This is a genomic window from Pseudomonas sp. MF4836 (assembly GCF_002018875.1).
In the GTDB taxonomy this organism is placed as follows: Bacteria; Pseudomonadota; Gammaproteobacteria; order Pseudomonadales; family Pseudomonadaceae; genus Aquipseudomonas.
The window spans coordinates 178391-203442 of the sequence record NZ_MVOL01000012.1 but is presented as its reverse complement, the minus strand read 5'-3'; the positions used below and the strand labels follow the sequence as shown (position 1 = coordinate 203442).

Genomic DNA, 25052 nt, shown 5'->3' with positions numbered 1-25052 from the left:
ATGGCGGTCTCACACGGCTCCCTGCCGTTTAAGGAACAGATCGACTACTTCCGTGGCAAGGTCGACCTGCCGACCCGCGCCTGGACCGATGCCTACGCGGCTGAACATGACTACGCCTTCGTCGTGGCGGGTGCTGCGAAGCGGGATCTGCTGACCGATCTGCGGGGTGCCATAGAGAAGTCCATCGCCAACGGCACCACCCTGGAGCAGTTCCGCAAAGACTTTGACCAGGTCGTAGGCAAACATGGCTGGCAGTACCAGGGCGAGCGCGGTTGGCGCACCAATGTCATCTGGGAAACCAACCTACGCCAGTCGTACAACGCTGGCCGCGAAGCCCAGATGGCCGACCCGGAGTTGCGCAAACGCCGTCCCTATGCAGTCTATCGTCATGGCGACAGCGCGCACCCACGGCCAATGCACCTCTCCTGGAACGGCATCACGTTACCGCTTGATGACCCCTGGTGGGCAACTCATACACCGCAAAATGGTTGGGGCTGTAAGTGCAAAAAGTTCATGCTCTCGGCCAGGGACGTTGAGCGCCAAGGGCTGACGATTGGTCCTGCACCGGCCACTGAGTGGGAAGATCGGGTCATCGGCGAGAACAGCCCTGGTGGTCCACGCACCGTGCGAGTGCCCAAGGGGATTGATCCAGGCTTTGAATATGCACCTGGTCAATCACGCTTGGCCAACTCCGTGCCCCAGCTGCGCACCCATGATCTGATTCCAGCACCATCAGCAGCTCCGGCACCGACAACCGGCTTGCCCAATCGGCAGCCAAGCGGACCTTTGCCGCAGCCTCGACCGGTACCGGCAAAGCTTCTGCTCCCCGCCAAGGTATCTACCCCTCAAGCGGTGACCCAGTTCCTGGGCGAGTTCGGCGCCACTGACGCCGTACCGGCAGTGTTCCGTGACGTGACCGGTGATGCCCTGGTAATCGGGCGGGAGATGTTCAGCGATGCCAAAACCGGCGTAATAGCGTTGGCCCAACACGTCAAGGCTCGCGAGCTGCCGTTGTTGGCGGAGGCCATTAAGGCACCTGATGAGATCTGGGCACGCTTGGAATGGCAGCGTGACCAAGGCAAAGCGGTATTGCGCCGTCGTTACCTGGTACACGTCCTAGTCAAGGGGAAGACTGATCCAGCTGTTGCTGTATTCGACCAGGGCGCAGATGGCTGGACCGGCGTTACCGGGTTTGTGGACGACAGTGAGCAGTACCTTGAGGCATTGCGCCTGGGTGTCCTGCTTTACCGACGTACTGAATAGGGGGCACACATGGCTGGTTCAATGCTTGAGGTATCCGTCGACACAAGCCAAGTAGGCAAGGCTCTGGAGGATCTGGTAGAGAGACTGGGCGACCTGACAACGCCGCTCAATGACATCGCGGAATACCTGCACCAATCCACTGATGACCGCTTTCGCCAGCAGGTGGCTCCAGACGGTTCGCCCTGGGCTCCACTTGCCCCCTCAACCCTGGCACGTAAGAAGGGAGGTCGCATCCTGCGCGCCAAGGGCACACTCCAGGACACGTTGCGCCACAACGTCAGTCGCAATGAGCTGTCGTTCGGTACTGACCGACCATACGGTGCCATTCACCAGTTCGGTGGTAAGGTCCAGCATGCGGCCAGGTCACAGCAGGTCTACTTCCGTCAGGGTAAAGATGGATCGGTGGGCAACCGCTTTGTGAAGAAGAGCAAGTCCAACTTTGCGCAGTGGGTTACCCGAGGTGCGCATGACTCCGAGATCAAGGCAAGACCCTACTTGGGCCTGTCATCAGACGACGATATTGAAATCCTCGCGATCATCCAGGACTACCTTCTGGAGCCGGTAACAGAGTAACTGCGCAGAATCCCGCAGGCGCGCTGATTGTCTCCTTCGGGTACATCCGCCGCTCATGGAGTGGTTGGGCAGCGTTAGACCTGCGTTAGATTCAGTTCTAGCGGTATTTATTACGTATACGCGAGACCGCTGCCCCCATTCTCTACGTATAGAATGGGTTGACGTTGCATCCCCTCACGCCCCTCCCCAAGACGCAAATTCTTAAACCCCGCTGATACTCACTAACTCCGCCTGGCCGCACAGACTGGCGGCATGAAAACTCAACTCGCCGCTAACTCAGAAATCTACAGCTCCGTCGTGCTTTCCGATGGAAAGGCTCCCGACTGGGTTGAACTCATCCCCGCAGGTCCGACCGTCACCGGCCGCGATGGCCGTGCCTGGCTGTTCGATGACATGGCCACCGAACTGGTGCAGTCCAATTTCATCGGTCGAGCTATCGATCTGGTGATCGACCGGGAGCACGCCACACAACTGCGAGCATCCGTTGGCCAGGAAGCCCCAGCCGGTGCTTGGGTCAAGCAATTTGAAGTCCGCAATGGCGCCCTGTGGGGCCGAGTTGAATGGACGCCTCGCGGTGCCGCTCAGGTCGAGGCCCGAGAATATCGCTTCCTGTCCCCGGTGTTCGACTACGACCTCGACAACAGACGCATCGTGCGCATGGTCAGTGCAGCGCTCACCAACATCCCCAACTTCATCATGACCGCCCTCAATCAAGAAGCCCCGGAGATCACACCAGTGAAACTTTCAGCTGCGTTTTTGGCACTGCTCGGCCTGCCCGACACCGCCACCGAAGAACAGGCCATGTCGGCCGCAAGCCAACTCAAAACTACCGCCCAGGCTGCCAACGCCGAACAACCTAATTTGGCGCAGTTCGTTCCGCGTGCGGACTACGACGCCCTGGTCGGCCGTGCCACCAATGCCGAACAGGCGCTGGCCAGCCAGAAGAAAGCCGTACACGACAAGGAAGTCGAGGCGGTCATCACCTCGGCTACCCAAGCCGGAAAGATCACCCCGTCCACGGTCGAATATCACCGCGCCATGTGCCACGACGAAGCGGGCCTGGCGCGCTTCAAGGAATTTGTGACAGCGGCCCCTGTCGTGGCTGCGGCCTCTGACCTGAGCAACAAGAACCCGGCGAATACGGGCACTGCCCTCAATGCCGAAGAGCAAAAGGTCGCATCGTTGCTGGGTATGAGCGAAGCGGAATTCATCAAGGGCAAGGCGTAACTCCCCCTATATATAAAGGAAGAGATTCATGATCATTAACGCCAGTGTCTTGAACGCGCTGTTTGTTGCGTACAAGGCTGAGTTCCAAAACGCCCAGGCCGAGACGCCGACCGACTGGAAGCGTATCGCCACGCCGGTCCCGTCCTCATCTGCCAGCAATACCTATGGCTGGCTCGGTCAGTTCCCTACGTTCCGTGAGTGGATCGGCGACCGTGTTCTCAAGAACATGGCAGCGCATGGCTACTCCATCACCAACAAGAAATTTGAGTCCTCGGTGGGTGTCCCGCGTGATGCCATCGAAGACGACGAGATCGGCGTCTACAAGCCGCTGTTTGCCGAAATGGGCCGTGCCTCCAGCGCACACCCGGACGAGCTGGTATTCGCGCTGCTGAAAGCTGGCTTGACCACCACCTGTTACGACGGCCAGTACTTCTTCGACACCGATCATCCAGTGTACCCATCCACCGACGCGACCGGCGACGCTGTGTCCGTCAGCAACTACCAGGACGGAACAGGTCCGGCCTGGTATCTGCTCGATGTCAGCCGTGCACTCAAGCCCATCATCTTTCAGAACCGTCGCAATTACGATCTGAAGGCCATGACTGCCATGGACGATGAAAGTGTCTTCATGCGCGACGAATACCGCTATGGCGTGGATGCGCGTGTGAACGTCGGCTTCGGCTTCTGGCAGTTTGCTTACTGCTCAAAAGCCCCGCTGACGGCTGAAAACTACGGCTTGGCCCGTGCTGCCATGAAGAACTTCAAGGCCGATGGTGGTCGCCCTCTGGGTATTAACCCCGGCCTTTTGGTCGTTCCATCCCAACTGGAAGGCACTGCTCGCAAGATCCTGGTCAAGGATGCGGACAACGGCAATGAATGGGCAGGCACCGCCGAAGTACTTGCACCGGCCTGGCTGGGTTAAGGGGGCGTCATGACCATCGTCATCACCTCGAAACATGAAGGTTTCCGCCGTTGTGGCGTCGCCCACTCCAGCACGGCAGCGCGTTACCCGGACGACTTCTTTTCGGAAGCGCAGTTGCGGGCTCTGTCAAAAGAGCCTCAGTTGATCCTCGCTTATGAGGAGGATGAATTCGACCAGGTACAGGACCGCCGCGATGAAAACCTCCAGGAAGTCGATGTATCGAAAGCGCCCGGCACCGCACAAAACCATCAGTCGCAGACGCTTGAAGCAAACGCTACAGCGTTGGGTGATGGAGTGGTTCTGCCCATAGCTCCCGTGGCGGGCAACCTTGATTCCCTTTGGGACGATGCCCTTCAGGAAGATCGGGCGCGTGAATTGGCCAAGGCGCAAGCAGTGGCTGATGTAGAACTTGAATCCCTCTGGGAGGACGCACTCAAGGAAGATCAGGCGCGTGAAGACGCCAAGGCGCAGGCATCGAAACCGCCCGCCAAACCCGTAAAACCCAGGGCGCCCAAGGTCGAGGGCGAAGGTAAATGAACCTCTCACTGCCGTCCGCCACTCAACTTCTGATTCGCTTCGGCGCCCGTGACATTACTCAGGTAGCTGTTCCTGATGACAAGCGGACGATTGAGCCAGAACTGTTGGTGGCTGCCGCTGCTGGCGAGCCACTCGATAGTTGGGACGCGGAAGATGTGGCAATTGCAGTTGTGACTCTGGCACGGATTGCCGATGCCGTGACTCGGGCGCGCAGTGAGATTTCGTTTTACCTGCGCTTTCGCCCTGTTGGCGAGGACGCCCCGGACTGGGTGGTCGATGATCTGGCCGAGATCGCCCGTTACCACCTGTATGACGATGCTGGTAAGGAAGTTTCGACGGTGCGGGTGCTTTACAAGGATGTAATCAAGCGCCTTGAGACCCTAGCGAAGGAAGACAAGGAACGTGGTGCCGCCGAGGCGGGCCGGTCGGGCATGCAGCTCACCAGTCAGCCACGGCTCATGTCTCGCACCACCTTGAGGTCGCTCTGATGTTGGGCGAACTGGAGGATCTGATTGAGGCGCGCCTGAAGGAGCTGGTCGCCAAGATCCCGCGCTTGGTCGTGGAAAGCTACGGCGGTGAACTGAGCGACCCGGACCTGTTGTCTGGGTTGCTAAAGCGCTGTCCAGCCGTTCTGGTCATGGTGCCCAAGGTGATGTTTCAGCGGCGTAGTCATGATCGCTACACAGTGCCGATTACTTTCCGCCTGGTAATTGTCACACGGCATCCCCGTGGCGAGCGGGAAACCCGGCGCGGTAGCGGCCCGAAGGACATAGGTAGCTACGACCTGTGGGAAGCCTGCATGCACCAACTGGTGGAGTGGCAACCCTGGACAGATCGCGCAGCTATCCGTCCGACCGAGCTTTCCAACCTGGTCAACGGCAAGTTTGAGAGTGACCACATGTCTGTCCTGGGGCAGTCATTCGTCATCGAGCTGGACTGGAAAAAACCTGAGCTTGATCTGCCAGATCTGCTTGGGATCGACCTGCAATACCACACCCCATCGGAAAACCCCGAGCCGGTGGTCACCGACAAAATCGAATTGAGGGACGTGTAATGCACGTTAAAGCTGCACCTGGTCACCGGGTGCCTACGGAAAACGATCCGTACACGTACATCGAAGATACCGAGGAGGTCGACGTGCCGGACACCTCTTACTACCGGCGCCGTGTGGCGGCGCAGGAGCTGCTGCCCGTGAAGAAACCGCGTGCCAGTGCCAAACAACCCGCACAGGAGTCCACTGAATGAGCATTGAATTCGACACGATCCCGGCGTCTATCCGTAAGCCGGGTGTTTACATGGAGTTCAACACCAGCCTGGCACAACGGAACCTGCCGACCAACAAGCAAAGCGTGTGTCTGATCGTTCCCTTGGGTGATGGTGCAACCGTCGCGGCCGATGTGCCGACACAGTTCTACAGTGCGCCGGAAGCAAAAGCCTTGTTCGGAGGATCCATCGCCGAAGAAATGGCCCATGCTTTTATCACGGCTTATCGTTACGCCGCCGTGTCGGCTGTGGGAGTGGTCGTCCAGGGCGAAGTAGAACCGGACATCAAGCCTGCACTGGACGCGACCGCGCTGGGTGGGTTTACCATTTTGGTCCCGGCCTGGAACAGCACTACGGCACTGACCGCGTTGCGCGAACACATCAAGGTCTACACCAACTCGATGGAGCAGCAAGGCATTATCGGTGTTTCTGCCTTGACCAGCACGCTGTCCGCCGCCACTACCTTGGCTACGTCGTTGAACTCCGGCGCGATCAGTCTGGCGGTGTTACCAGGCACTGCATCGAAAGCGCACCAGGTGGCCGCTGCCTATGCCGCGATGATTGCCTCGGAAGAAGATCCAGCGCGGCCGTTGAACACCCTGGAACTGGCCGGGATTAAGGTGCCGCCCATCACTCAACGTCTCGGCCGCACCGAGCAGGAAACTGCTCTGGCGAACGGTGTCACTCCGCTGGAAGTCGCTGCTGGCGATGTCATTCAGATCGTCCGCGCCGTGACCACGTACACCAAGTCTGCGGCGGGCGCCACTGACGTGTCGCTCCTGGACCTGACCACCATCCGCACCCTGTATTACATCCGCATGGCGTGCCGTGACCGTATTCGTCTGCGTTTTCCGCGTTCCAAACTTTCAAAGAAAACGCCGGAAGCGGTACGCGGCGAGCTGCTGGACGTGCTGCTCAAGGCTCAGGAGCTGGAGATCGTCGAAGAGGTCGAGGCCAACGCGGCCGGGCTGGTGGTCGAGCGTTCGACCCAGGACGCGAACCGTCTTAACAGTTCCATTCCCGCCGATGTTGTAAACGGCCTGCACGTGTTCGCCGGTCGTATTGACCTGCTCTTGTAAGAGGTGATTTTAGATGGCTGATAACTATGTAGGGATGATTGTCCTGGAGATCAACGGTACGGACTACGAGGTAACTAGCGTAGAGCCGACCCTCAAGACCGGGCGCAAGATCGTCAAGACGATGAATCGCACTGGCAAACCCAGCGGCACCGCGAAGGGCATTGAAGAACACGACCTGAAAATCGCTGTGCCTATCCCGAAGAAAGGCGAGCCTGATTGGCGAGCCTTGATCGACGCAAAGCTGACCATCTATCCCCAGGACGGCGGCGGAGAGCGTCAGACTTGGACTGGCTGCTCCCTGGTCGAGATGGGCAGCAAGTACCAGGTTGAAGGTGAAGCCACCCGCGATCTGACCATCGCTGCTCTCAACTACTACACGGAGTAATGCAGTGACTGAGCAATCAAGCAAACGTTGGGAAGGCCTGAGCATTACCCGCGAACTCAAAATGGGTGTCTATTACTCCGGCCTGCGCCACAAGACCTTCACTTTGCGTGTTCCTGTCGCCGGTGACCTGGTCGCCGCGCAGGAGCTGCACCCAGGCGCACCGTTTCAAATGATCATGCTGGAAGTTTATCGCCGCCAGTTGTTGTCCCTAGGCGAGATTCCCACCGAAGCGATAACTACTGAGTTGCTGTTGGGCGACTTGACCGAAAGTGACTTGGCCATCATTGCCGACGCCGATGCCGAACTGGAAAAAAAGCTCGCGCCGCCGAGCGCGGCAACGCCGACTGGCGACGAATCGAGCACGCCTTCGTCCGCCACGGCTACCGGCTAGAAGAGCTGCGCCAGATGACCAGGGCCGAGATCGATGCGCGTATCGATCTGATCATCGGCAAGGTCAAAGGCACCCGCTATGTCAGTCAGCGCCAACGCAAGGCACTGCCCAAACCCAGGTAACAGGCTCGACATCGGGCCTTTCTTGTCCCTGTAATGCCCTTTCCGGGAGCAATTCATGTCCGATCTGCGCGTTGCACTTCGTTTTCAGGCTCATGCAGGCAACAGCCGCCGCGAGATCGAGCAGATCAATCGAGACCTGCGCAAGGCTGGTAAGGAAGGCGCAAAGTCCCTTGCGGACGAAAGCTGGAAGGCATCCTCGGCTATCACCAAGGTCGGCCAGGTCGGAGCTAACAGCTATAAAGTCATCCGTGCTGCCATGCGCGAAACAGCCACGGCGGGTTCTGGTACGCGCATCGAGGTCAGCAAGACAACCGTTGAACTCAAAGAGATGGCCAGCGCTGCTCGCAAGGCGGCGCGTGACACGAAAGCTGAGTTAGTGAGTACCGACCGGCAAGGCGTACAGCCTTTGCGTCAGAGCGTCGACAAGACAGAAGCGTCTTTCCGGCGCATGGCGCAGAACAGCGGCCGCAGTCTTCGAACGTTGAAAACCATCGCCATGGGGGTACGTCAGGAATTTGATCGCATCAAGGGACTGGGCGGGACCATGCAAGGACAACTGGCGGGGTTGGGGGTTGGAGTAGGAGTAGTCGCCGGGCTGAAAGCCAATGCCGAGCTGGAGCGCGTACTGATCCGTACGAAACAGACGGCTGGTATGACCAACGAGCAAAAAGACGAGTGGCATACTGAGGGCTGGAGAATCGCTAAAACCTACGGTGCCAGTCGCACGGACGTGGATACCGGGTTTAATACGCTCATTGCATCTGGTGTGAACTACGATGCAGCAAAGAAAACTGGCGATGCTATTGGTCAGGCTAATTCTATCACTGGTGCTAATCCAGCTATTTTGGGCAAAGCCGTTGTTGCTGCATCTGGTGCGTTCAATATTGACTTGAATAAAGAAGGTGCGGCGCTTGATCTGCTACAAAAAATGACAGTCGCGGGAAGGCTCGGTAACGCTGAGCTTGAAAACTTATCAGACCTGTTTCCAAAAATCGGAGGCGCTGCCGCGTCTGCGGGCATGTCGATTGAGCAAGCATTAGCATTCACTGAGTCGTTATCTAAGGTTGAGTTACAGCCCGATAGACTAGGGACGTTAGCTGAGTCTACTTTGCGAGTATTTAGCAACAAACAGTATAGGGAGCAAGTTACCAAGCAGACCGGAGTGAAGTTTTTTAACAAAGATAAAAGTTCACGTAACCCGGAAGAAGTTTTCGGCGAAATAAAGCGCAAGTATGAAGCGATGAAAAATGATGAGCAGCGCGCCAAGTTCATGGGCGTTGTATTCAAGGGTATGGACCAGGACACCGTGCGTGGCTGGCGCAGCATGTTAACTGGCGACCGGCTGGATGACTTAAAGTCAGGTGCTAAAACGCTGGGTAACGCTGAGCCCATTTACAGCAAAGACTTGAAAGAGAACACTGAGAGTAGCAGTGGTACTGCCGCACGCATGAAGGCGACACTGGCCGAAGCTATGGACCGTATGGCAACTCCGTTGAATAAAGGCCTTGCCGATATGGGCTCCTACCTATTGGACGACCTGAACTTGTCGGGCACGCAAATGCTGGCCGGTGGCGCTGCTCTGGGGGTAGGTGGTTACTATGCCGCTCGCGGTGCCAAATCTGGCGCAGGTGCATTGCTGAATAAGTTCATGGGTGGCCCTGAGACTTTGAAAAACATCGCCGTGGGTAAGGTGCTAGAAGAAGCCACGGGCGTTACGTCTGTGTTCGTCACCAACTGGCCTGCTGGTACGCCCCTCGGTATTGGCAGCGGTCCCGACCTGCCTAACGGTTCCAGTTCGGGCAAGGGCGCCGGGAAACCAGGTGGTTTTATAACGCCGTGGTTGGCACCATTGGCGTTGGCTGCAACTGCCACCCAGATCGGCGGGGCAAGTGCGACGGCAACAGACGAAGGTCGTCTGGATGCTGCCCAGCGTAGCAAGCTGCTCAATGACGACCAGCGCAGCTACCAAACCTCTTTCTACCGCAACCGTATGGCCCTGGCCGACAAGAACCCCGACCAGTCATCTGACTGGCTGTCCACCGAGGCCCAACGTCTGGCACACCATGAAACAGGCCTGACGGCTGCGGGCCTGCCCATCGACGGCGCCAACACCTGGGCGCAAGGTATCGCCAACCGTGCCCTGGCTGCGGGTGCTGACACCTTCACCGCACAACAACGCCTGCGGGACATGATGTCGCAATCCGGCACCGGCCAGCCTTCCACCTGGTTGGCTTCCCAGGCGCAGCGCCTGGCTAATCCACTGTCGGGCGGTAACACGGCTGGCTTTCCTGGAATTGCCGGCAACGGCGCTGCACCTGGTGCAATCGGTGCCAATCCTGCCGCGCAAGCCGTGGAGGAACGTCTCCGTTCTTTGCTCGCCCAGCCGTTGGTCATTGAAGTGCGTACTGACTCGAACATGATCCAGGCCCAGGTTGAACGCCGAACCAACATTCAGATGAGGCGCGGCGGATGAGCTGGGCAGAGAACCTGCTGGACGCCTCTTTCCGTGGCGTCCCGCTCCAGGTCGAAAGCGAAAGCCTGCAATGGCAACGCGCTCTGTCCGAACATGGAACGCCGTTCAAGGACGGCGACAGGGTAAAAGACCTGGGCCGTGGTGCGCGGCGCATCCCCATGCAAGTGGTGGTGTTCGGCGTCAACTATGAAATCGAACTCCAGAACATACTCCGTACCCTGAACACACCAGGTACAGGCGAACTGATCCACCCGATTTACGGCAGCATGAACGTCGTCAGCAGCACAGGCGAGGTCAAGCACCACGCCGAGCGGCCGGACTACGCCGAGATCAGTATCGTGTTTGTCGAGGACACACCCGACGCGCCTTTCTTCGAACGGCAGTTTGAGTTCGTCGATATTGGCGTGTTGGGGCTGGAGGATGAATACACCTGGCAGGACGGCATCTTCGATCTGTTCGGCCGTATTGATTCCCTGGTAGGCGAGATTCAATCGTGGATCGGCGGCGGCTGGGTCGGTCTGATCGAAAAGGCGCTGGGCTTGCCTGGCATTGGCCTGCGCCTGCAACAACTGCGCTCGCAGATCCTCGGTGTAGTGTCCGGCGTTGCGTCGATGGCCAAGCGGCCGTCAGGGGCATTTGATCCCCTGGTCGACCTGATGCGCACGCCATCGGAGATCCGGGGCGCGATCCAGGGCAGCACGCCGAGTTCGTCGACGGCGCTGCTCGCTCGTACTGGCGTGCCCGCTGCCTTACCCGGCAATGCCAGCCTGACGGCAGATGCTGCGCGTGCGGGCGCGGGCTTTTTGATCGGTGCACGCCAGGGTGTGGCGCCTACTGTAGGGGTGCTGGTCGATGGCGCACCCACTATTCCAGGTAGCGTCCTGGTACTACTGCCCGATGGCATGCCGGATGATCCGGTGGCCGCTAGTGGTTTCGCCCTGGTCGTACTGGTCATTACCGAACTGGCGTTGGCTCACGCCCAGGCGGTGGCCACTGTCATCGAGGACGAAGCCGACACGCCGACCTTGAGCCCACTGGAACTGGAGGGCCTGGTTAACCTGGTGCGCTCCCTGGTGCAGTCTTCCATTCTGTTGCAACGTCACCTCTACGACGTGGAGACCGCCCGGCCGATCATTGAGGCGTTGCGCAACGTCGCCGCGTTGATCCAGGCCCGCGCCCGCCAGGTCATTTTGCAAAGCCCGCCGATGCTGGAACGTGTGGTCGAAACCCCGGCAAGCCTGCGTCTGTTGGCCCACCGCTGGTACGGCGACCATACCCGCGCCGCCGAGCTGATCCGTTTGAATCCCGACCTGAAAACCCCGCACAACATTGAAGCCGGGGAGGTGCTGCGTGCCTACGCCAAGTAACGTCCTGGACGAATCCATACGCCTGTCCATTGGTGGCCTGGCGCATGAAGAGTGGGACGGCTGGTCGATTGAATCGGACCTGTTGACCGCTGCTGACGGTTTCGAGCTGGAGCTGTACACCAAGGACGCTACTCGCTTGCCAAGCGTGCTGGCCGAGGGCGCACCTTGCTCGCTGACCTTGGGCAAAGATCGCGTGTTGACCGGCCAAATCGACGAGTTTGAACACGACATCTCCCGTCAGGGTATCTCTATGCGTATCACCGGCCGGGACCGTGCGGCGCCTCTGGTCGACTGTTCGGCACCGTTCGTTTCGATGCGCGAAGCCACGTTGGCGCAGATACTGGATCAGGTCGTAAAGCCGCTGGGCATCACTCAAATAGAGATCCGTGCCGCCCAGGCCAAGACCCGACGCCGCGTACAGGTTGAACCTGGTCAAAGTGCGTGGGAGGCGTTGCTCCAAGTTGCCGAAGCCAACGGCTTGTGGCCGTGGGTTGAGCCTGACGGCCGCTTGATCATCGGCGGGCCCGACTACAACACCGCGCCAGTCGGTACGCTGATCATGCGGGAGGACGGTGTCGGCAATAACGTGCAGCGCCTCAGTGTGCGGCGCTCTATCGCCAACCGTTACAGTCAGATCACCGTCCTGGGCCAACACGGCCAGTACGACAATGATGGCCTGGACACCAAGCGTTCCCACCTGCGTTCTGTCATCCAGGACGAAACCCTGGCTCGGCGCGGGATCTTCCGGCCGAAGGTGATCATCGACAGTTCCAGCGAGAACCAGGACATGGCGACGACTCGGGCGCGCAAGCTGCTGGCTGACAGTCGCCTGGAGGGTTTCGAGATCCGCGCCGTGGTCATGGGCCACCGTGCCGACAACGGCCAAGTGTGGAACCCAGGCCAGCGTGTGATTGTGCGTAGCCAGCCTCATGGACTAGACGCCACTTACTTCCTGATGGCCCGCACCTTGCGCCTGACTCGGGGTGAAGGGGCGATAACCGAGCTGCGGTTGCGGGAAGATAAAATGTGGGTGCTCGACGGCAACCCCACCAAGAAGCGCAAGGGCAAGAAAGCAAACCCGGATGCGGCATTTATCGAAATGATCAAGGGACTCTGATGAGCAACATGGCGCGCCTGGTGCGCGAGCAGATCGGCCGGGCAATGAGGAACGTTCGCCAGGCCTTTCGGGGTACGGCGGCGCGTAACACACATGGCACGTTGATTGGCATTGAAATGGAAGGGCTTGCGGGCGAGTCGGTTTCCGGCGAACTGATGCAGCACTACGGGTTCAGCTCTGGGCCGTTGCCAGGCGCTGAATTTATCGCAATCCCTGTGGGCGGTAACAGCAAGCACACAGTTGTCGTAGCCAGTGAGGACGGGCGTTATCGGGTCGTGGTCAAGGATGGCGAGGTGGCGCTGTATACCGATGAAGGCGACTACATCCACATGAAGCGCGGTCGATTGATCGAGATCGAAACCGACACACTGGTGGTCAAGGCCAAGACCAAGGTGCGCTTTGAGACGCCCCTGGTCGAAATGAGCGAGGACGTTAAGGCGGCGGGAGAGATCGCGGACCATACCCGGACGATGCAGGCAGATCGGCTTATCTATAACGGACATAACCACGGTGGTGGCCCAGTACCGGGTCAACAGCAGTAAACCGAAAGCCCCATTGGAAATTCTTAAACCCCGCTGATACTCGGCGGCTTTTGCGTGCGCGTCACTATGCCAGCCTATGGACGCAGGCATAAACCCAACCACTGGCGACTTGACGGGCCAGCGTATCAATACGCTGGGCAACGCCGTTTACATCCGCCTCATGACACCCCTCGGCACCTGGTGGAAAGACACCACCGTGGGCTCCCGCCTGCATGAGCTGAAACGTTCCAAAGACCTGCCACGGGTCGGCAAGCTCGCCAAACAATACGCCGAGCAGGCGCTCCAGCCGCTGCTCGATGACGGCCGCGCCCAGGACATCACCATCACCGTCGAACAGCCCCATAACGGCTGGCTCAACCTTCAAATCGACATCACCGACGCCACCGGCAATCCGCAGGTGTTTCGCCAACCTGTAAGAGTAAATTGACATGGCCTATTCCGGTCGCTCCCTGGACGCCATTCTGCGCGACATCCTGCGTGATATTCGCAACCTTCAAGCCGAGGCAGACATTGGCCCCGACAGCGACAACTACGTCCGGTCTGCCGCTGTAGCGTCGGCTATCGAAGGCCTCTATCAGAAACTGGCCTGGCTCTATCGTCAGATTTTCCCGGACACAGCCGACGAAGAAGAACTGGTCCACACGGCCGCGCTTCGGGGTGTGCTGCGTAAAGATGCGGTTGCCGCCACCGGGACGGTCGCTCTCAAAGGCACGCCTGATGTCGAGCTGTTGCTCGGTGCCACTTTGAAGCACGTGGTCGCGGGCGAGCTGTTCACCGCTATATCTAGCGCGAAGATTGGCATCGATGGCACCGCCACTGTCCTGGTCGAGGCTCAGACCGTCGGTGTGGCTCTCAACGACCTAGTCGGCGCTCTGACCCTCACCAGCCCTCCATTGGGTATGGATGCGGCCTCCGCGTTTGTAGGCAAGACCACAGGCGGCGAAGATCAGGAGACAATCGAGTCCCTGTTGGCGCGTTACCTGGACATCATCCAGTCGCCTCCGGCCGGGGGAGCCGATTACGACTACCGTCGCTGGGCACTAGAGGTGGACGGCGTTGCCGACGCCCTGGTTATCCCTAGGCGCCGTGGTGGTGGCACTGTCGACATCGTCATTACAGGCAGTAACGGTGCACCATCCGCCGAGGTGATTGCAGCGTGCTTGGCGCATATACAAAGCCAATGCTCAGTCATCGTCGACGTGTGGGTGTACGCACCTACAGAGCGCACTGTCGACTCTGCTGCCAAAGTTGAACTCGCACCCGACTTCACTTTGGCCGATGTGCAGGCGGCAGCACAAAAGGCCTACAACATTCTCCTGGGCGCATTGAAGCCAGGCGACACGCTCAAGCGCTCTCAGATTGAAGCGATGATCAATAACCTGGCGGGTGTGCTGGATCGGGCTGTTGCTGCTCCGGCAGGCAACGTCAAGGCATCCGATGACCCGGCCCTGATCGGCTGGATTCGACCTGGAGTCATCATTTTGGGGCTGCTGGGATGACCACGCTGGCCGATCAACTCCGGCTGCTGCTGCCCCCGGTTTCATACGACGGAACCGCGCCTTACCTGTCGGCCACCATTGAAGCCGAGGCGAATGCCATGGACATGGCCGACGCGCAGGCGACTACGGTTTACAACGCCATCTTTCCCGACTCAGGGGAAGGCCTGGCCGATTGGGAGCGCGTGCTGGCCTTGCCTGACCCGTGCCTGGTCGGACAAGCGCAGACCGTCGGCCAGCGCGTGCAAGCCGTTGTCAGCAAGCTGCAAGGTCGTGCTGGGCAGAGCAAACCCTTTTTCATCGCCCTGGCTAAGTCCATGGGCTACGACATCACCATCACTACATTCCGCGCCGCCCGAGCGGGGATGGCGCGGGCTGGCGACCCCATCAACGGCGGCGACTGGGACTTCGCCTGGCGCGTTAACGCTCCCGCCGTGACGGTTAGTTATGCAAGGGCCGGTGCTACGGGCGCTGGCGATCCTTTATCCGCCTGGGGCAACAGGGCCTTGGAATGTCGGTTTGGCCAACTGAAGCCTGCGGAATCTATTTTGCTTTTTGGATACGGAGACAACTAGTGCAAAAAATCGGTGCAAGTACTGCCTCGGCAAACCCGCTCGGTGAGTTCACAGAGGGCAATCCTGGCGCGGGTGTTCCGGCCACATTGTTGAAGGCCTCCTGGCTGAACGCGATACAGCGTGAACTGGTTCACTTGGTTGAGGGTGCAGGTCTGACGCTAGACGCTGCTGATGACTATCAAATCCTTAAAGCCATTCAAGCGATTCAAACCATCGCAGGCACCTGGTTAAAGCTCAGCGGCAAGCCAACCACGGTTGCAGGTTTCGGTATCACCGATGCTTTCACGAAGACCGAGACGACATCTGCTATTCAGCAGAGAGTCGCGGAGTTGGTTGCCTCGTCCCCTGCAGCGTTAGACACGTTGAAGGAGTTGGCTGCTGCGCTAGGTAATGATCCAGACTTTGCAACGACAATGGCCAACGCCCTCGCGGGAAAGGCCAACAAGGCAACGACCCTCGGCGGTTATGGCATCGGTGATGTGTACACAAAGCCCGAAATCGATCAAAAGGTTGGCCAGGCCACCGAGTCTAATAAAGGCACTTCGCGGTTCGGCACTTCTACCGAGCAACTCGCCGGACTTCTCACAACTGTTATGTCCAACCCCGCCGGAGTGTTGGCGCTTTTGACCGCGTGGTTTCCGCGCCGGACCTTCGCGCACAGAGACTACATCCGCATTCCTGACGTACCTGGCGGGCTGATTATACAATGGGGCAGGGATTCAAACGCAACCGCCGGGCCTATCACGGTGACTCTGCCGACTGGGTTTCCAGCTTCCAAATGGCTGGAGATTTCGACGCCTATCCTTGGATCTCCAAGTGGCTGGGATGTATCTCAGAGTGCAGGAGGTACATCGCTCTCTCAATCAATATTCCATAGGCGGTCGGGGAATGGAACAACAACTAACGCCCTATCAAATTTTGATATTTTCTGGGTTTCTTTAGGTTTCTAGGGGGTTTAATGATGGTTTATTACAGTTCAGCAACTAAGGCGTTCATCCCCGAGGCATGGAAGACTGACGGAACTTACAGTGATGATACTTGGCCGCCTGATGCGGTGCTTCTAAGTGAAGAAGAACAAGTTATTTACTGGAAGAAATCACCGCCCGAGGGCAAGCAGCTTGGCTCTGAAGATGGTCGTCCGGCATGGGTTGATCTGCCTTCGCTGACCTTGGCGGATATTGCAAGTAATGAGCGCTCATGGCGTGACGGTGCATTGCTGAGCATTAAGTGGTTGCGCGAGCGTCACCGTGATCAGCAGGAAATCGGCGGGGACACAACGCTGTCCGGTGAGCAGTTCGCGGAGCTGCTGTTATACATGCAGGCGCTTCGCGACTGGCCGGAGTCGTCGTATTTTCCTGATAGCAAATGCCGCCCACGTCCTCCGGTTTGGATCGTAGGACCGATCGAATAGTGTTGAGCGGTAGTCGTGCCAAGTATCGCGCTAGTTTTTGGTTGTTCTTGGGTGTTTTGAAGTGCCAATTATCTCGCTAAGCGGTGCCAAATCCGACGCGTGCTTACACCGGCCGGCCTGGTGCCGCGCTCTGTAGTCGCTGCCGAGGCTGCGAAGCTGCGAGGCTGCGCTGGCCCTACGCAACAATTCATTACTTCCTGGCCTATCGCGCTGCCTATTTTCGCCAGCGGCTTCCTGGGTTTCACACCACCTTGTGGCGAGGGAGCTTGCTCCCGCTCGAGTGCGCAGCGCTCGTAAACCCTGGTGTACATATCCATTGCAGCAGGTGCTGCGGCTTTAAGTTCCGCTCTGACAGCAGCTCATTTTTGAATAGCCGAAATGCCGAGGTCAGTGCAGTCTCGTGGCTCGGCAGCGGTTGGATTGTGGCGAGGGGAGAGGGGGTGTGGCGAGGGGGAAGCCCCTCGCCAGCGGTGGTTAGCGTTCGATGGCCAGGGCTACGCCTTGGCCGCCGCCGATGCACAGGGTGGCCAGGCCTTTTTTGGCGTCGCGCTTGATCATTTCGTGGAGCAGGGTCACCAGCACTCGGCAGCCCGACGCACCGATCGGGTGGCCGATGGCGATGGCGCCGCCGTTGACGTTGACCTTGCTCGGGTCCCACTCCAGCTCTTTGCCCACGGCCAGGGCCTGGGCGGCGAAGGCTTCGTTGGCTTCGATCAGGTCCAGCTGTTGCAGGGTCCAGCCGGCTTTGTCCAGGCAGCGGCGGGTGGCCGAGACCGGGCCGATGCCCATGATGGCCGGGTCGACACCGGCGTTGGCGTAGGCGGCGATTTTTGCCAATACCGGCAAGCCCAGGGCCTTGGCCTTGGCCGCGCTCATCAGGATGACCGCCGCGGCACCGTCGTTCAGCGACGAAGCGTTGCCGGCGGTCACCGAGCCGTCTTTCTTGAAGGCCGGCTTGAGCTTGGCCAGGGCTTCGGCGGTGGTGCCGGCACGGGGTTGTTCGTCGGTGGCGAAGGCCACCGGGTCGCCCTTGCGCTGGGGAATCAGGATCGGCGTGATCTCATCGACAAAGCGCCCGCCCTCGATGGCGGCGATGGCTTTTTGCTGGGAGGCGGCGGCGAAAGCGTCCTGGGCTTCGCGGCTGATGGCGTATTTGTCCACCAGGTTCTCGGCGGTGATGCCCATGTGGTAGTCGTTGAAGGCATCCCACAGGCCGTCGCTGATCATGGTGTCGATCATCTGGCTGTGGCCCATGCGCAGGCCGGTGCGGGCGCCGGGCAGCACGTAGTTGGACAGGCTCATGTTTTCCTGGCCGCCGGCAATGATCACCTCGGCATCGCCGCAGCGAATGGCCTGGGCTGCCAGGTGCAGGGCCTTGAGGCCCGAACCGCAGACTTTGTTCAGGGTCATGGCCGGTACGGCGTGGGGCAGGCCGGCCTTGATCGCGGCCTGGCGCGCCGGGTTCTGGCCAGCGCCGGCGGTGAGCACCTGGCCCATGATCACTTCATCGACCTGGGCCCCGTCGAGGCCGGTCTGGGCCAGCAGCTGGCGGATGACGGCGGCGCCCAGGTCCACGGCGCTGATACTGGCCAGCGAGCCCTGGAAACTGCCCACGGCGGTACGGGTGGCGGCAACGATTACGACGTCTTGCATGGAATTGATCCTCCTCAGGCGAACTGCATTTCAGGTACATGGTCCGGCACGATCAGCTTGCCGGCGGTCTTGCTGACGATTTCCTCGACGCTGACCCCGGGCGCGCGTTCCTTGAGGATAAAGGCGCCGTTTTCGATTTCCAGGTAGGCCAGGTCCGTCAGGACGCGTTTGATGCATTTGGCGCCGGTCAGCGGCAGGCTGCAGCGGGCCAGCAGTTTCGACTCGCCGTCCTTGGAGGCGTGGGTCATGGTGACGATGATGTTCTCCGCACCGGCCACCAGGTCCATGGCGCCGCCCATGCCCTTGACCAGTTTGCCGGGGATCATCCACGAGGCGATGTTGCCCTCGACGTCCACTTCAAAGGCACCCAGCACGGTGAGGTCGATATGGCCGCCGCGGATCATCGCAAACGACTCGGCGGAAGAAAAGATCGAGGCGCCGGTGCGGGCGGTGACCGTCTGTTTGCCGGCGTTGATCATGTCGGCGTCGACTTCGGCCTCGGTGGGGAAGGCGCCCATGCCCAGCAGGCCGTTTTCCGATTGCAGCATGACTTCCATGCCTTCGGGGATGTAGTTGGCCACCAGGGTCGGAATACCGATGCCGAGGTTGACGTAGTAGCCGTCCTGCATTTCGCGGGCGACGCGTTGAGCCATTTGTTCGCGGGTAAGAGCCATGAGGGTTGTCCTTTTATTCTTGAGGCTGGAGGCGTGGGTTCACTTGCGCACGGTGCGCTGTTCGATGCGCTTCTCGAACGTGCCGCAGATGACCCGGTCGACGTAGATGCCAGGGGTGTGGATCTGCGTCGGGTCCAGCTCGCCCGGTTCGACGATCTCTTCGACCTCGACCACGGTGATCTTGCCGGCGGTGGCCGCCAGCGGGTTGAAGTTCTGCGCCGTGTGGCGGTACACCACGTTGCCGAAATGGTCGGCTTTCCAGCCTTTGACGATGGCGAAATCGCCGGTAATGGACTCTTCCATCAGATAGGGGCGGCCGTTGAATTCACGGGTTTCCTTGCCGTCGGCGACCGGAGTGCCGACCCCGGTGGCGGTGAAGAAGGCCGGAATGCCGGCGCCGCCAGCGCGCATTTTTTCCGCCAGGGTGCCTTGGGGGGTGAGCACCACTTCGATTTCGCCGCTGAGCAGCTGCTTCTCGAACAGGGCGTTTTCGCCGACGTAGGAGGCGATGACCTTGCTGATCTGCCGATCTTCAAGCAGCACGCCGAGGCCGAAACCGTCGACCCCGCAGTTATTGGAAACCACCGTCAGGTCGCGGGTGCCGCGACGCTTGATCTCGGCGATCAGGTTTTCCGGAATGCCGCACAGGCCAAAGCCGCCGGCGAGTACGGTCATGCCGTCTTCCAGACCTTCAAGGGCTTCTGCATAAGACGCCACGCGCTTGTCGAAACCTGCCATTGGACCATCCTCTTTTGTTATTTGTCGGCGGCTGGCTAGCCGTATGGGGAAGCAGTGTTGCGCCGCTGGATTGATTTGTTAAGTTGTTTTTTAAGGGTCATTGATTTAGAAAGCAGCACAATAAGCGGCGAGTTACTCGCGGCAAGCTGCGAGCAACAGCCACTCACATCCCGCTTTTCCCTTGCAGCCTGCAGCTTATAGCTTGCCGCTGCTCCTCTGGAGCTGCCGATGACCGTTAAACAGATTCGGGCTTTTCTGGCTGTTGCCCACAGCCTGAGCTTTGCCCTGGCATGTGAACGTCTGCATTTGTCGCAGTCGGCGTTGAGCCTGACCATCAAGGCCCTGGAGGAGGGGCTGGGGGGGCGGTTGTTCACCCGTAATACGCGCAACGTGGCCCTGACCCCGGAAGGCGAGGCCCTGGTGCCCCTTGCCCGGCGCCTGATCGCCGACTGGGATAACGCCGAGGATGACCTGCGCCAACGCTTCACCCTGCAACGCGGGCGCGTGACCCTGGCGGCGATGCCATCGTTTGCCGGCAACCTGCTGCCGCCGATTCTCAAGGCGTTTCGCGCCCGGTATCCCAAGGTCAATGTCACGGTCAATGACGTGATCAACGAGCAGGTGCTGGAGATGGTCCGCGACCGCCAGGTGGAGTTGGGCGTGGCCTTCGAACCGCAAGACAGTTCGTCCCTGGAGTTCACGCCGCTGTATATCGACCGTTTTATCGCGGTGGTGCCCAGCGATTCGGAGCTGGCCCGGCGCAGCGAGATCGATTGGCAGAGCCTGTTGCAGCAGCCCTTTATCACCTTGCAGCGGCCGTCCACGGTGCGGGTCATGCTTGAAGAGCACCTGCGCGCCCGGGGCATGCCGCTGCCTGTGGAATTTGAAAGCCACCAGTTGGCGACCGTGGGACGCATGGTCGCCAGTGGCCTGGGGGTGAGTGCGGTGCCGGCCTTGTGCGCCGGGCAGATGCGCGAGCTGGGGGCGCACTGCATCACCCTTGGCGACCCGGTGGTGGAGCGGGCGATTGGCATACTGACCAAACCCGGGCACGAGTTGTCGGCGGCGGCCCAGGCACTGTTCGATACCTTGCGCGATGCGCGCCTGGGCGAGGCCATGTTCAACCTCGACTGAGCAGAGCGTCACCAGGCACTCACGCCAGGCGCTCCACCAGCAGCGGCAGCAACACCTCGCAAGGGGTGGCGATCTTCATCTGCAACAGCTCGTCGGCACGGGTCCTGCCGAAGTTGATGGCGATCAGTGGCTTGTGCTGCTCGACGATATTCAGGCACAGGCGATACGCCGAGTAGGCCATCAGCGACGACCCCACCACCAGCAACCCCGCGCTCTGTTGCACTGCCTGCATGGCCTGAGCGGCGGTGGCCGGGGCGACGTTTTCGCCAAAGAACACCACATCCGGCTTCAGCCGTTCGCCGGCGCAATGGGGGCATTGCGGCACCTGGAAGCGCGACTCGAAGGCCGGGTCGAGCAGGGTGTCGCCATCCGGCGCCTGGATGGCATCGACTCCGGCCAGGTAGGGGTTCTGCTGCTCCATCACCTCCTGGATCAGCTGGCGCTCGCTGGTTTGCCCGCAGTCCAGGCACCGCACCCGGTGCAGGCTGCCATGCAGTTCGATGGCCTGGGGGCTGCCGGCCTGGTGGTGCAGGCTGTCGACGTTCTGGGTGATCAGCCCGGCGATCTGCCCACGCTCCTGAAGGGTGGCCAGGGCCGAGTGGGCGGCGTTCGGCCGGGCCTGGCGCACCCGTGGCCAGCCCAGCATGGCGCGGGCCCAGTAGCGGCGGCGGGCTTCGGCCCGGGCGAGGAATTCCTGGTACATCATCGGCTGGCGTCCACGGCGCACACCGTCGTTGTCGCGGTAGTCGGGAATGCCCGAGGGGGTGCTGATGCCAGCACCGGTGAGCACCACAAAGGATTGCCCGGCCATCACCCGGGCCAGGGAGTCGAGGGCGTTGCGAGTTTGGCTGTCGATCATGCTGGAGGCCCGGGTACGGAGGCGCGCTGAGCGGTACCCAGGAATAAACGCAAACGCGGCGCCAGGCCAGTTTTTTATGCAGCGGCGGCTGATTGCCCTGGCGTTCCGGGCGCCTGCCGCGCCGTTGCGCTCAGCGGCGCTTGCCGAACACCGACTTGGGCGGCTTGCCGAAGAATCGGGTAAAGGCCGCGCTGAAGTTGTTGGGGAACTTGTAGCCCACCTGATACGCCGCCTGCGCCACCTGGCAGCCGCTTTCCAGCAGGGTGTAGGCCTTGCGCATGCGCAGCTCATGGAGCATGCGATGGGGGGTGGAATTGAAACGGTGGTGCAGGCCTTCCTTGAGCTTGAACTCGTTGAGCCCGACCGCGGCGCACAGGTAAGGAATGGTCAGCGGCTGGTCCATCTGCTCGATCATGATCTCGCGCACCCGTTCCAGCTTCTCGATATCGGCGGCGGCAAATTGCAGGTTTTCCGACGTGCTCGGCGGGCTCAGCAGTTTGAGCTGTTCGGACAGCAGGCTGAGGGTGTGGATATGCAACTCCAGGGTGTCGCTCGCCCCCTGGTTGAGGTAGCGCGTCAGGGCCGTGGCGTGGCAGATGCTGGTGGCCGAGGTCTTGGCGAAGCCCAGCTGGCGCACGTTGCCGTTACCCAGCAATTGCCGGGTGCGCTGCTCGCCAAGGTACTTGCACAGGGTGTGTTCACCGATCAACAGGCGCAGTTGCGAAACCGTGGCCCCTGCCTCGTAGCAGCGCTCGCCGAGGCTCGACTGGAACGAGGTGATGGTGGTGTGACCGGCGCGGAACACCACGGCTGATCCGTCGGCGCCCTTGTAGCCGGAGTCGCCCTGGATGCCGTAGGTGATCACCAGCATGTGGCGGTTGTGCGGGCTTACGGTTTCTTCGATCAGGTTGCGGGTGGGGCGGTAGCGCGAACGCACCACCATCAAGTCGTCCTCCAGGGAGAAACGTTCGGAATAGCACTCGCCCAGTTCGTGGGGCAACTGATGGCGCATCCAGCCGCAGGCATCGTTGCTGACCAGCCGCGAGTGCGTTGACGCGACTCGATACGACTGGGAAATCCTTTGTAAGGCCGCCACTTTTGCTGTCCTCCCTTGAGTTGGCTCCGGCTCGCATATGGATTGATCCAGAATCCATACGAACACACATGATAAGCATTCGCATTAATGAATAGCATGTTTCCACGGCAACTGCTATCGCCAGGACGAAGCGGGCGCTGATTCATTGATGGGGAGCACGATGAGCAAGCATGTGTTGAAAGCCGGCGGTTATACGCTGTGGGTCGGCTGCTGGCTGGGTGGGGTCGCCAGTGTGGCGGCACAGACCGAGCTGGCGCCGGTTCGGGTCACCGCAAACAAGATCGAGCAGACCCAGGAACAGGTTCCGGCCAGCCTCTCGGTGCTCAACGCCGAAGACTTGCGCAAGGGCGGCATCGACGACCTGGAACGCCTGGCTCGTGTGACCCCGGGATTCACCTTTCAGCCTTTCGGCCAGTCCGGCACCAACCTGCCGGTGGTGCGCGGCCTGACCTCCAGCCCCACGGCGTTTTCCTCATCGATGCTGATGCTGGTCGATGGTGTGCCGACCCTGATGGGCCAGGGCTTCGACCACAACCTGCTGGGGGTGGAGCAGGTGGAAATCCTGCGCGGCCCGCAGTCCACCCTTTATGGGCGCAACGCCGAGGCCGGGGTGCTGAGTATCCGCACCCGCCAGCCCGGCGCCGAACCCTACGCGCGGATCGAAGCCGGCATCGGCAGCCGCGACCAGCGCACCCTGAGCGCCGACGCCAGCACCGCGCTGGTGCCCGATACCTTGTACGCCGGGGTGTCCGGGCAATGGCTGGAGCAGGACGGTTTTATCGACGACGGTTACCGGGGCGGCCAGGCCGATGACCGCGAGCGCCACAGTGCACGCATGGTGCTGCGCTGGACCCCGAGCCTGAACACCGACGTCAACCTGCGCTACAGCCGCCAGGACTATCGCGACGGTGCTTCGTTATGGGGCGCGGTCAATGCCTCGCGGCGCGAGGTGCGTTCCGGCACCCCGAGCTGGAACCACTCCAGCGGACGCAGCCTGTCCCTGGACGTGCTGCATGAGTTCGCCTCAGGGCTCAAGCTGCGCTCGATCACTGCGCGCAACGACTTCTACGACCGGGTCCAGCAAGACACCGACTTCATGCCGGCCGACCTGTTTCACCTGCGTCGCGACTACCACATGAACACCCTGTCCCAGGAGTTCCGCCTGGAAGGCCAGTGGCGTGACAGCCAGTGGCTGTTGGGGGCCTACGCCGATCGCGATGACCACGACCTGTCGTACCAGCAGAAACTGCCCCTGCGCCTGACCCGGACCGATGTGCAACTGGGGGGCAATACCACGGCGTTGTTCGGCCAGTGGGTGATGCCCCTGGCCGAGCGCTGGACCCTGACCCTGGGTGCCCGCGCCGAGCAGGACAAGGTGCATATCGACCCGGCCATCGGCAGCCGTCAGAGCGATCAATGGCAGCGCCTGACCCCCAAGGCGGCGCTGCAATACGAATGGCAGCCTGATGCCTACCTCTATGGCAGCTACTCCGAGGGCTTTCGCGCCGGCGGCTTCAACGCGTTTTCCAGTGCCGCCAACTACCCGGGCTATGACCCGGAAAAGGTCAAGACCTACGAGGTCGGCGCCAAGGGCTGGATGGACGACAAGCGCCTGCGCTACTCGGCGGCGCTGTACTGGATGGACGTGCGCGACATGCAGGTGCAGCAAATGATCCAGCCGGGGGTGGTGTACATCACCAACGCCGCCTCGGCGCGCTCCACCGGGCTGGACCTGGAGGCCGAATACCTGCTCGCCGACAACTGGCGGCTGGTCAGCGCCGTGGGCCTGAACCGCACCCGCTTCCAGAGCTTTCGCGAGGGCAGCAACGACTACCAGGGCAATCGCAACCCCTACGCCCCGGACCTGACCGGCCACCTCAGCCTGCGCTACGACGCGCCCCAGGGCTGGTGGGCCCAGGGCGGCGTGAGCGCCGTGGGCAAGACCTACCTCGACTCGGCCAACCAATACAGCCGTGGCGGCTACGGCCTGATCGACCTGAACGCCGGGTACGACTTCAGCCACTACGGCATCAGCGCCTATGTAAAAAACGCCGCCGACAAGCGTTACGACGCGGTCGGCTATTTGAACGGCACCGCGCGGGTCTACAGCCCGCCCCGGGAAATCGGCCTGCGTGTGAGCTATGAACTGTGAGCT

Annotated in this window: 27 protein-coding genes; 22 read left to right on the top strand and 5 right to left on the bottom strand. The window is 60.6% G+C overall.

The annotated features are described in order from the left end of the window. The 20 genes from MF4836_RS25875 to MF4836_RS35415 all read left to right on the top strand — a co-directional run bounded on the left by MF4836_RS25875 (position 1) and on the right by MF4836_RS35415 (position 16743). Positions 1 to 1263, top strand: a complete 1263-nt coding sequence (locus tag MF4836_RS25875) for a PBECR2 nuclease fold domain-containing protein (RefSeq protein WP_078472685.1) — start codon at positions 1 to 3, stop codon at positions 1261 to 1263. 9 nt (positions 1264 to 1272) lie between these two features. Further along, positions 1273 to 1836, top strand: coding sequence for a phage virion morphogenesis protein (locus MF4836_RS25870; protein ID WP_078472684.1), 564 nt, complete (start codon positions 1273 to 1275; stop codon positions 1834 to 1836). Positions 1837 to 2088: 252 nt separating this feature from the next. Beyond that, complete coding sequence (locus MF4836_RS25865; protein WP_010564652.1) at positions 2089 to 3063, top strand: phage protease; 975 nt, start codon at positions 2089 to 2091, stop codon at positions 3061 to 3063. 28 nt (positions 3064 to 3091) lie between these two features. Further along, positions 3092 to 3985, top strand: coding sequence for a Mu-like prophage major head subunit gpT family protein (locus tag MF4836_RS25860; RefSeq protein ID WP_078472683.1), 894 nt, complete (start codon positions 3092 to 3094; stop codon positions 3983 to 3985). A 9-nt stretch (positions 3986 to 3994) separates the two neighbouring features. Continuing rightward, complete coding sequence (locus tag MF4836_RS25855; protein WP_078472682.1) at positions 3995 to 4522, top strand: HI1506-related protein; 528 nt, start codon at positions 3995 to 3997, stop codon at positions 4520 to 4522. Further along, positions 4519 to 5010: a phage protein Gp36 family protein gene (locus MF4836_RS25850; RefSeq protein WP_078472681.1), complete on the top strand. Its 492-nt coding sequence runs from the start codon at positions 4519 to 4521 to the stop codon at positions 5008 to 5010. The genes MF4836_RS25855 and MF4836_RS25850 overlap by 4 nt, the downstream gene beginning before the upstream one ends. After that, a complete protein-coding gene (locus MF4836_RS25845; RefSeq protein WP_078472680.1) occupies positions 5010 to 5576 on the top strand; it encodes a phage protein Gp37 in 567 nt (188 codons plus the stop codon). Before MF4836_RS25850 ends, MF4836_RS25845 begins: the two co-directional genes overlap by 1 nt. After that, positions 5576 to 5767 carry a hypothetical protein gene (locus MF4836_RS25840; RefSeq protein WP_078472679.1) on the top strand — a complete coding sequence of 64 codons (192 nt, stop codon included), beginning with the start codon at positions 5576 to 5578 and terminating at the stop codon, positions 5765 to 5767. Before MF4836_RS25845 ends, MF4836_RS25840 begins: the two co-directional genes overlap by 1 nt. After that, a complete protein-coding gene (locus MF4836_RS25835) occupies positions 5764 to 6864 on the top strand; it encodes a phage tail sheath C-terminal domain-containing protein (protein WP_078472678.1) in 1101 nt (366 codons plus the stop codon). The genes MF4836_RS25840 and MF4836_RS25835 overlap by 4 nt, the downstream gene beginning before the upstream one ends. A gap of 13 nt (positions 6865 to 6877) precedes the next feature. Next, entirely contained in the window at positions 6878 to 7249 is a 372-nt protein-coding gene (locus MF4836_RS25830) for a phage tail protein (RefSeq protein WP_078472677.1), read from the top strand. Between the two features lie 4 nt (positions 7250 to 7253). After that, the gene (locus MF4836_RS25825) at positions 7254 to 7640 is read left to right on the top strand and encodes a hypothetical protein (RefSeq protein ID WP_078472676.1); all 387 of its coding nucleotides are present in this window, start codon (positions 7254 to 7256) and stop codon (positions 7638 to 7640) included. Positions 7641 to 7817: 177 nt separating this feature from the next. Then, positions 7818 to 10235, top strand: a complete 2418-nt coding sequence (locus MF4836_RS25820) for a phage tail tape measure protein (RefSeq protein WP_238596204.1) — start codon at positions 7818 to 7820, stop codon at positions 10233 to 10235. Next, on the top strand, positions 10232 to 11602 hold the full coding sequence (locus tag MF4836_RS25815; RefSeq protein WP_078472675.1) for a DNA circularization protein: 1371 nt from the start codon (positions 10232 to 10234) through the stop codon (positions 11600 to 11602). Before MF4836_RS25820 ends, MF4836_RS25815 begins: the two co-directional genes overlap by 4 nt. Further along, positions 11586 to 12719: a phage baseplate assembly protein gene (locus tag MF4836_RS25810; protein WP_238596203.1), complete on the top strand. Its 1134-nt coding sequence runs from the start codon at positions 11586 to 11588 to the stop codon at positions 12717 to 12719. The genes MF4836_RS25815 and MF4836_RS25810 overlap by 17 nt, the downstream gene beginning before the upstream one ends. Then, a complete protein-coding gene (locus MF4836_RS25805; protein ID WP_078472674.1) occupies positions 12719 to 13261 on the top strand; it encodes a phage baseplate assembly protein domain-containing protein in 543 nt (180 codons plus the stop codon). Before MF4836_RS25810 ends, MF4836_RS25805 begins: the two co-directional genes overlap by 1 nt. A 160-nt stretch (positions 13262 to 13421) precedes the next feature. Next, positions 13422 to 13688, top strand: a complete 267-nt coding sequence (locus MF4836_RS25800; protein ID WP_238596202.1) for a phage GP46 family protein — start codon at positions 13422 to 13424, stop codon at positions 13686 to 13688. Between the two features lies 1 nt (position 13689). Then, entirely contained in the window at positions 13690 to 14760 is a 1071-nt protein-coding gene (locus tag MF4836_RS25795; RefSeq protein WP_078472672.1) for a baseplate J/gp47 family protein, read from the top strand. Next, on the top strand, positions 14757 to 15332 hold the full coding sequence (locus tag MF4836_RS25790; RefSeq protein WP_078472671.1) for a YmfQ family protein: 576 nt from the start codon (positions 14757 to 14759) through the stop codon (positions 15330 to 15332). The genes MF4836_RS25795 and MF4836_RS25790 overlap by 4 nt, the downstream gene beginning before the upstream one ends. Next, the gene (locus MF4836_RS35625) at positions 15332 to 16282 is read left to right on the top strand and encodes a gp53-like domain-containing protein (protein ID WP_078472670.1); all 951 of its coding nucleotides are present in this window, start codon (positions 15332 to 15334) and stop codon (positions 16280 to 16282) included. The genes MF4836_RS25790 and MF4836_RS35625 overlap by 1 nt, the downstream gene beginning before the upstream one ends. A gap of 8 nt (positions 16283 to 16290) precedes the next feature. Continuing rightward, the gene (locus MF4836_RS35415) at positions 16291 to 16743 is read left to right on the top strand and encodes a phage tail assembly chaperone (RefSeq protein ID WP_238596201.1); all 453 of its coding nucleotides are present in this window, start codon (positions 16291 to 16293) and stop codon (positions 16741 to 16743) included. A gap of 474 nt (positions 16744 to 17217) precedes the next feature. Here the strand turns inward: MF4836_RS35415 and MF4836_RS25775 are convergent, their stop codons facing one another. Genes MF4836_RS25775 through MF4836_RS25765 form a run of 3 tightly spaced genes read right to left on the bottom strand, consistent with a single transcriptional unit; the run spans position 17218 to position 19808 of the window. Continuing rightward, positions 17218 to 18396 carry an acetyl-CoA C-acetyltransferase gene (locus MF4836_RS25775; protein ID WP_078472669.1) on the bottom strand — a complete coding sequence of 393 codons (1179 nt, stop codon included), beginning with the start codon at positions 18394 to 18396 and terminating at the stop codon, positions 17218 to 17220. Between the two features lie 14 nt (positions 18397 to 18410). Next, complete coding sequence (locus MF4836_RS25770) at positions 18411 to 19070, bottom strand: CoA transferase subunit B (RefSeq protein ID WP_020300219.1); 660 nt, start codon at positions 19068 to 19070, stop codon at positions 18411 to 18413. 39 nt (positions 19071 to 19109) lie between these two features. After that, positions 19110 to 19808: a CoA transferase subunit A gene (locus tag MF4836_RS25765; RefSeq protein ID WP_020300220.1), complete on the bottom strand. Its 699-nt coding sequence runs from the start codon at positions 19806 to 19808 to the stop codon at positions 19110 to 19112. A gap of 228 nt (positions 19809 to 20036) precedes the next feature. On the opposite strand from MF4836_RS25765, the gene MF4836_RS25760 reads away from it, so the two are divergent. Continuing rightward, on the top strand, positions 20037 to 20942 hold the full coding sequence (locus tag MF4836_RS25760; RefSeq protein ID WP_078472668.1) for a LysR family transcriptional regulator: 906 nt from the start codon (positions 20037 to 20039) through the stop codon (positions 20940 to 20942). Between the two features lie 19 nt (positions 20943 to 20961). On the opposite strand, the gene MF4836_RS25755 is transcribed toward MF4836_RS25760, so the two are convergent. Both MF4836_RS25755 and MF4836_RS25750 read right to left on the bottom strand, forming a co-directional pair. Then, the gene (locus tag MF4836_RS25755) at positions 20962 to 21801 is read right to left on the bottom strand and encodes an NAD-dependent protein deacetylase (RefSeq protein ID WP_078472667.1); all 840 of its coding nucleotides are present in this window, start codon (positions 21799 to 21801) and stop codon (positions 20962 to 20964) included. Positions 21802 to 21931: 130 nt separating this feature from the next. Next, entirely contained in the window at positions 21932 to 22897 is a 966-nt protein-coding gene (locus tag MF4836_RS25750; protein WP_178102989.1) for a helix-turn-helix domain-containing protein, read from the bottom strand. Positions 22898 to 23057: 160 nt separating this feature from the next. On the opposite strand from MF4836_RS25750, the gene MF4836_RS25745 reads away from it, so the two are divergent. Further along, a complete protein-coding gene (locus MF4836_RS25745) occupies positions 23058 to 25049 on the top strand; it encodes a TonB-dependent receptor (protein ID WP_078472665.1) in 1992 nt (663 codons plus the stop codon). Positions 25050 to 25052 lie beyond the last annotated feature (3 nt).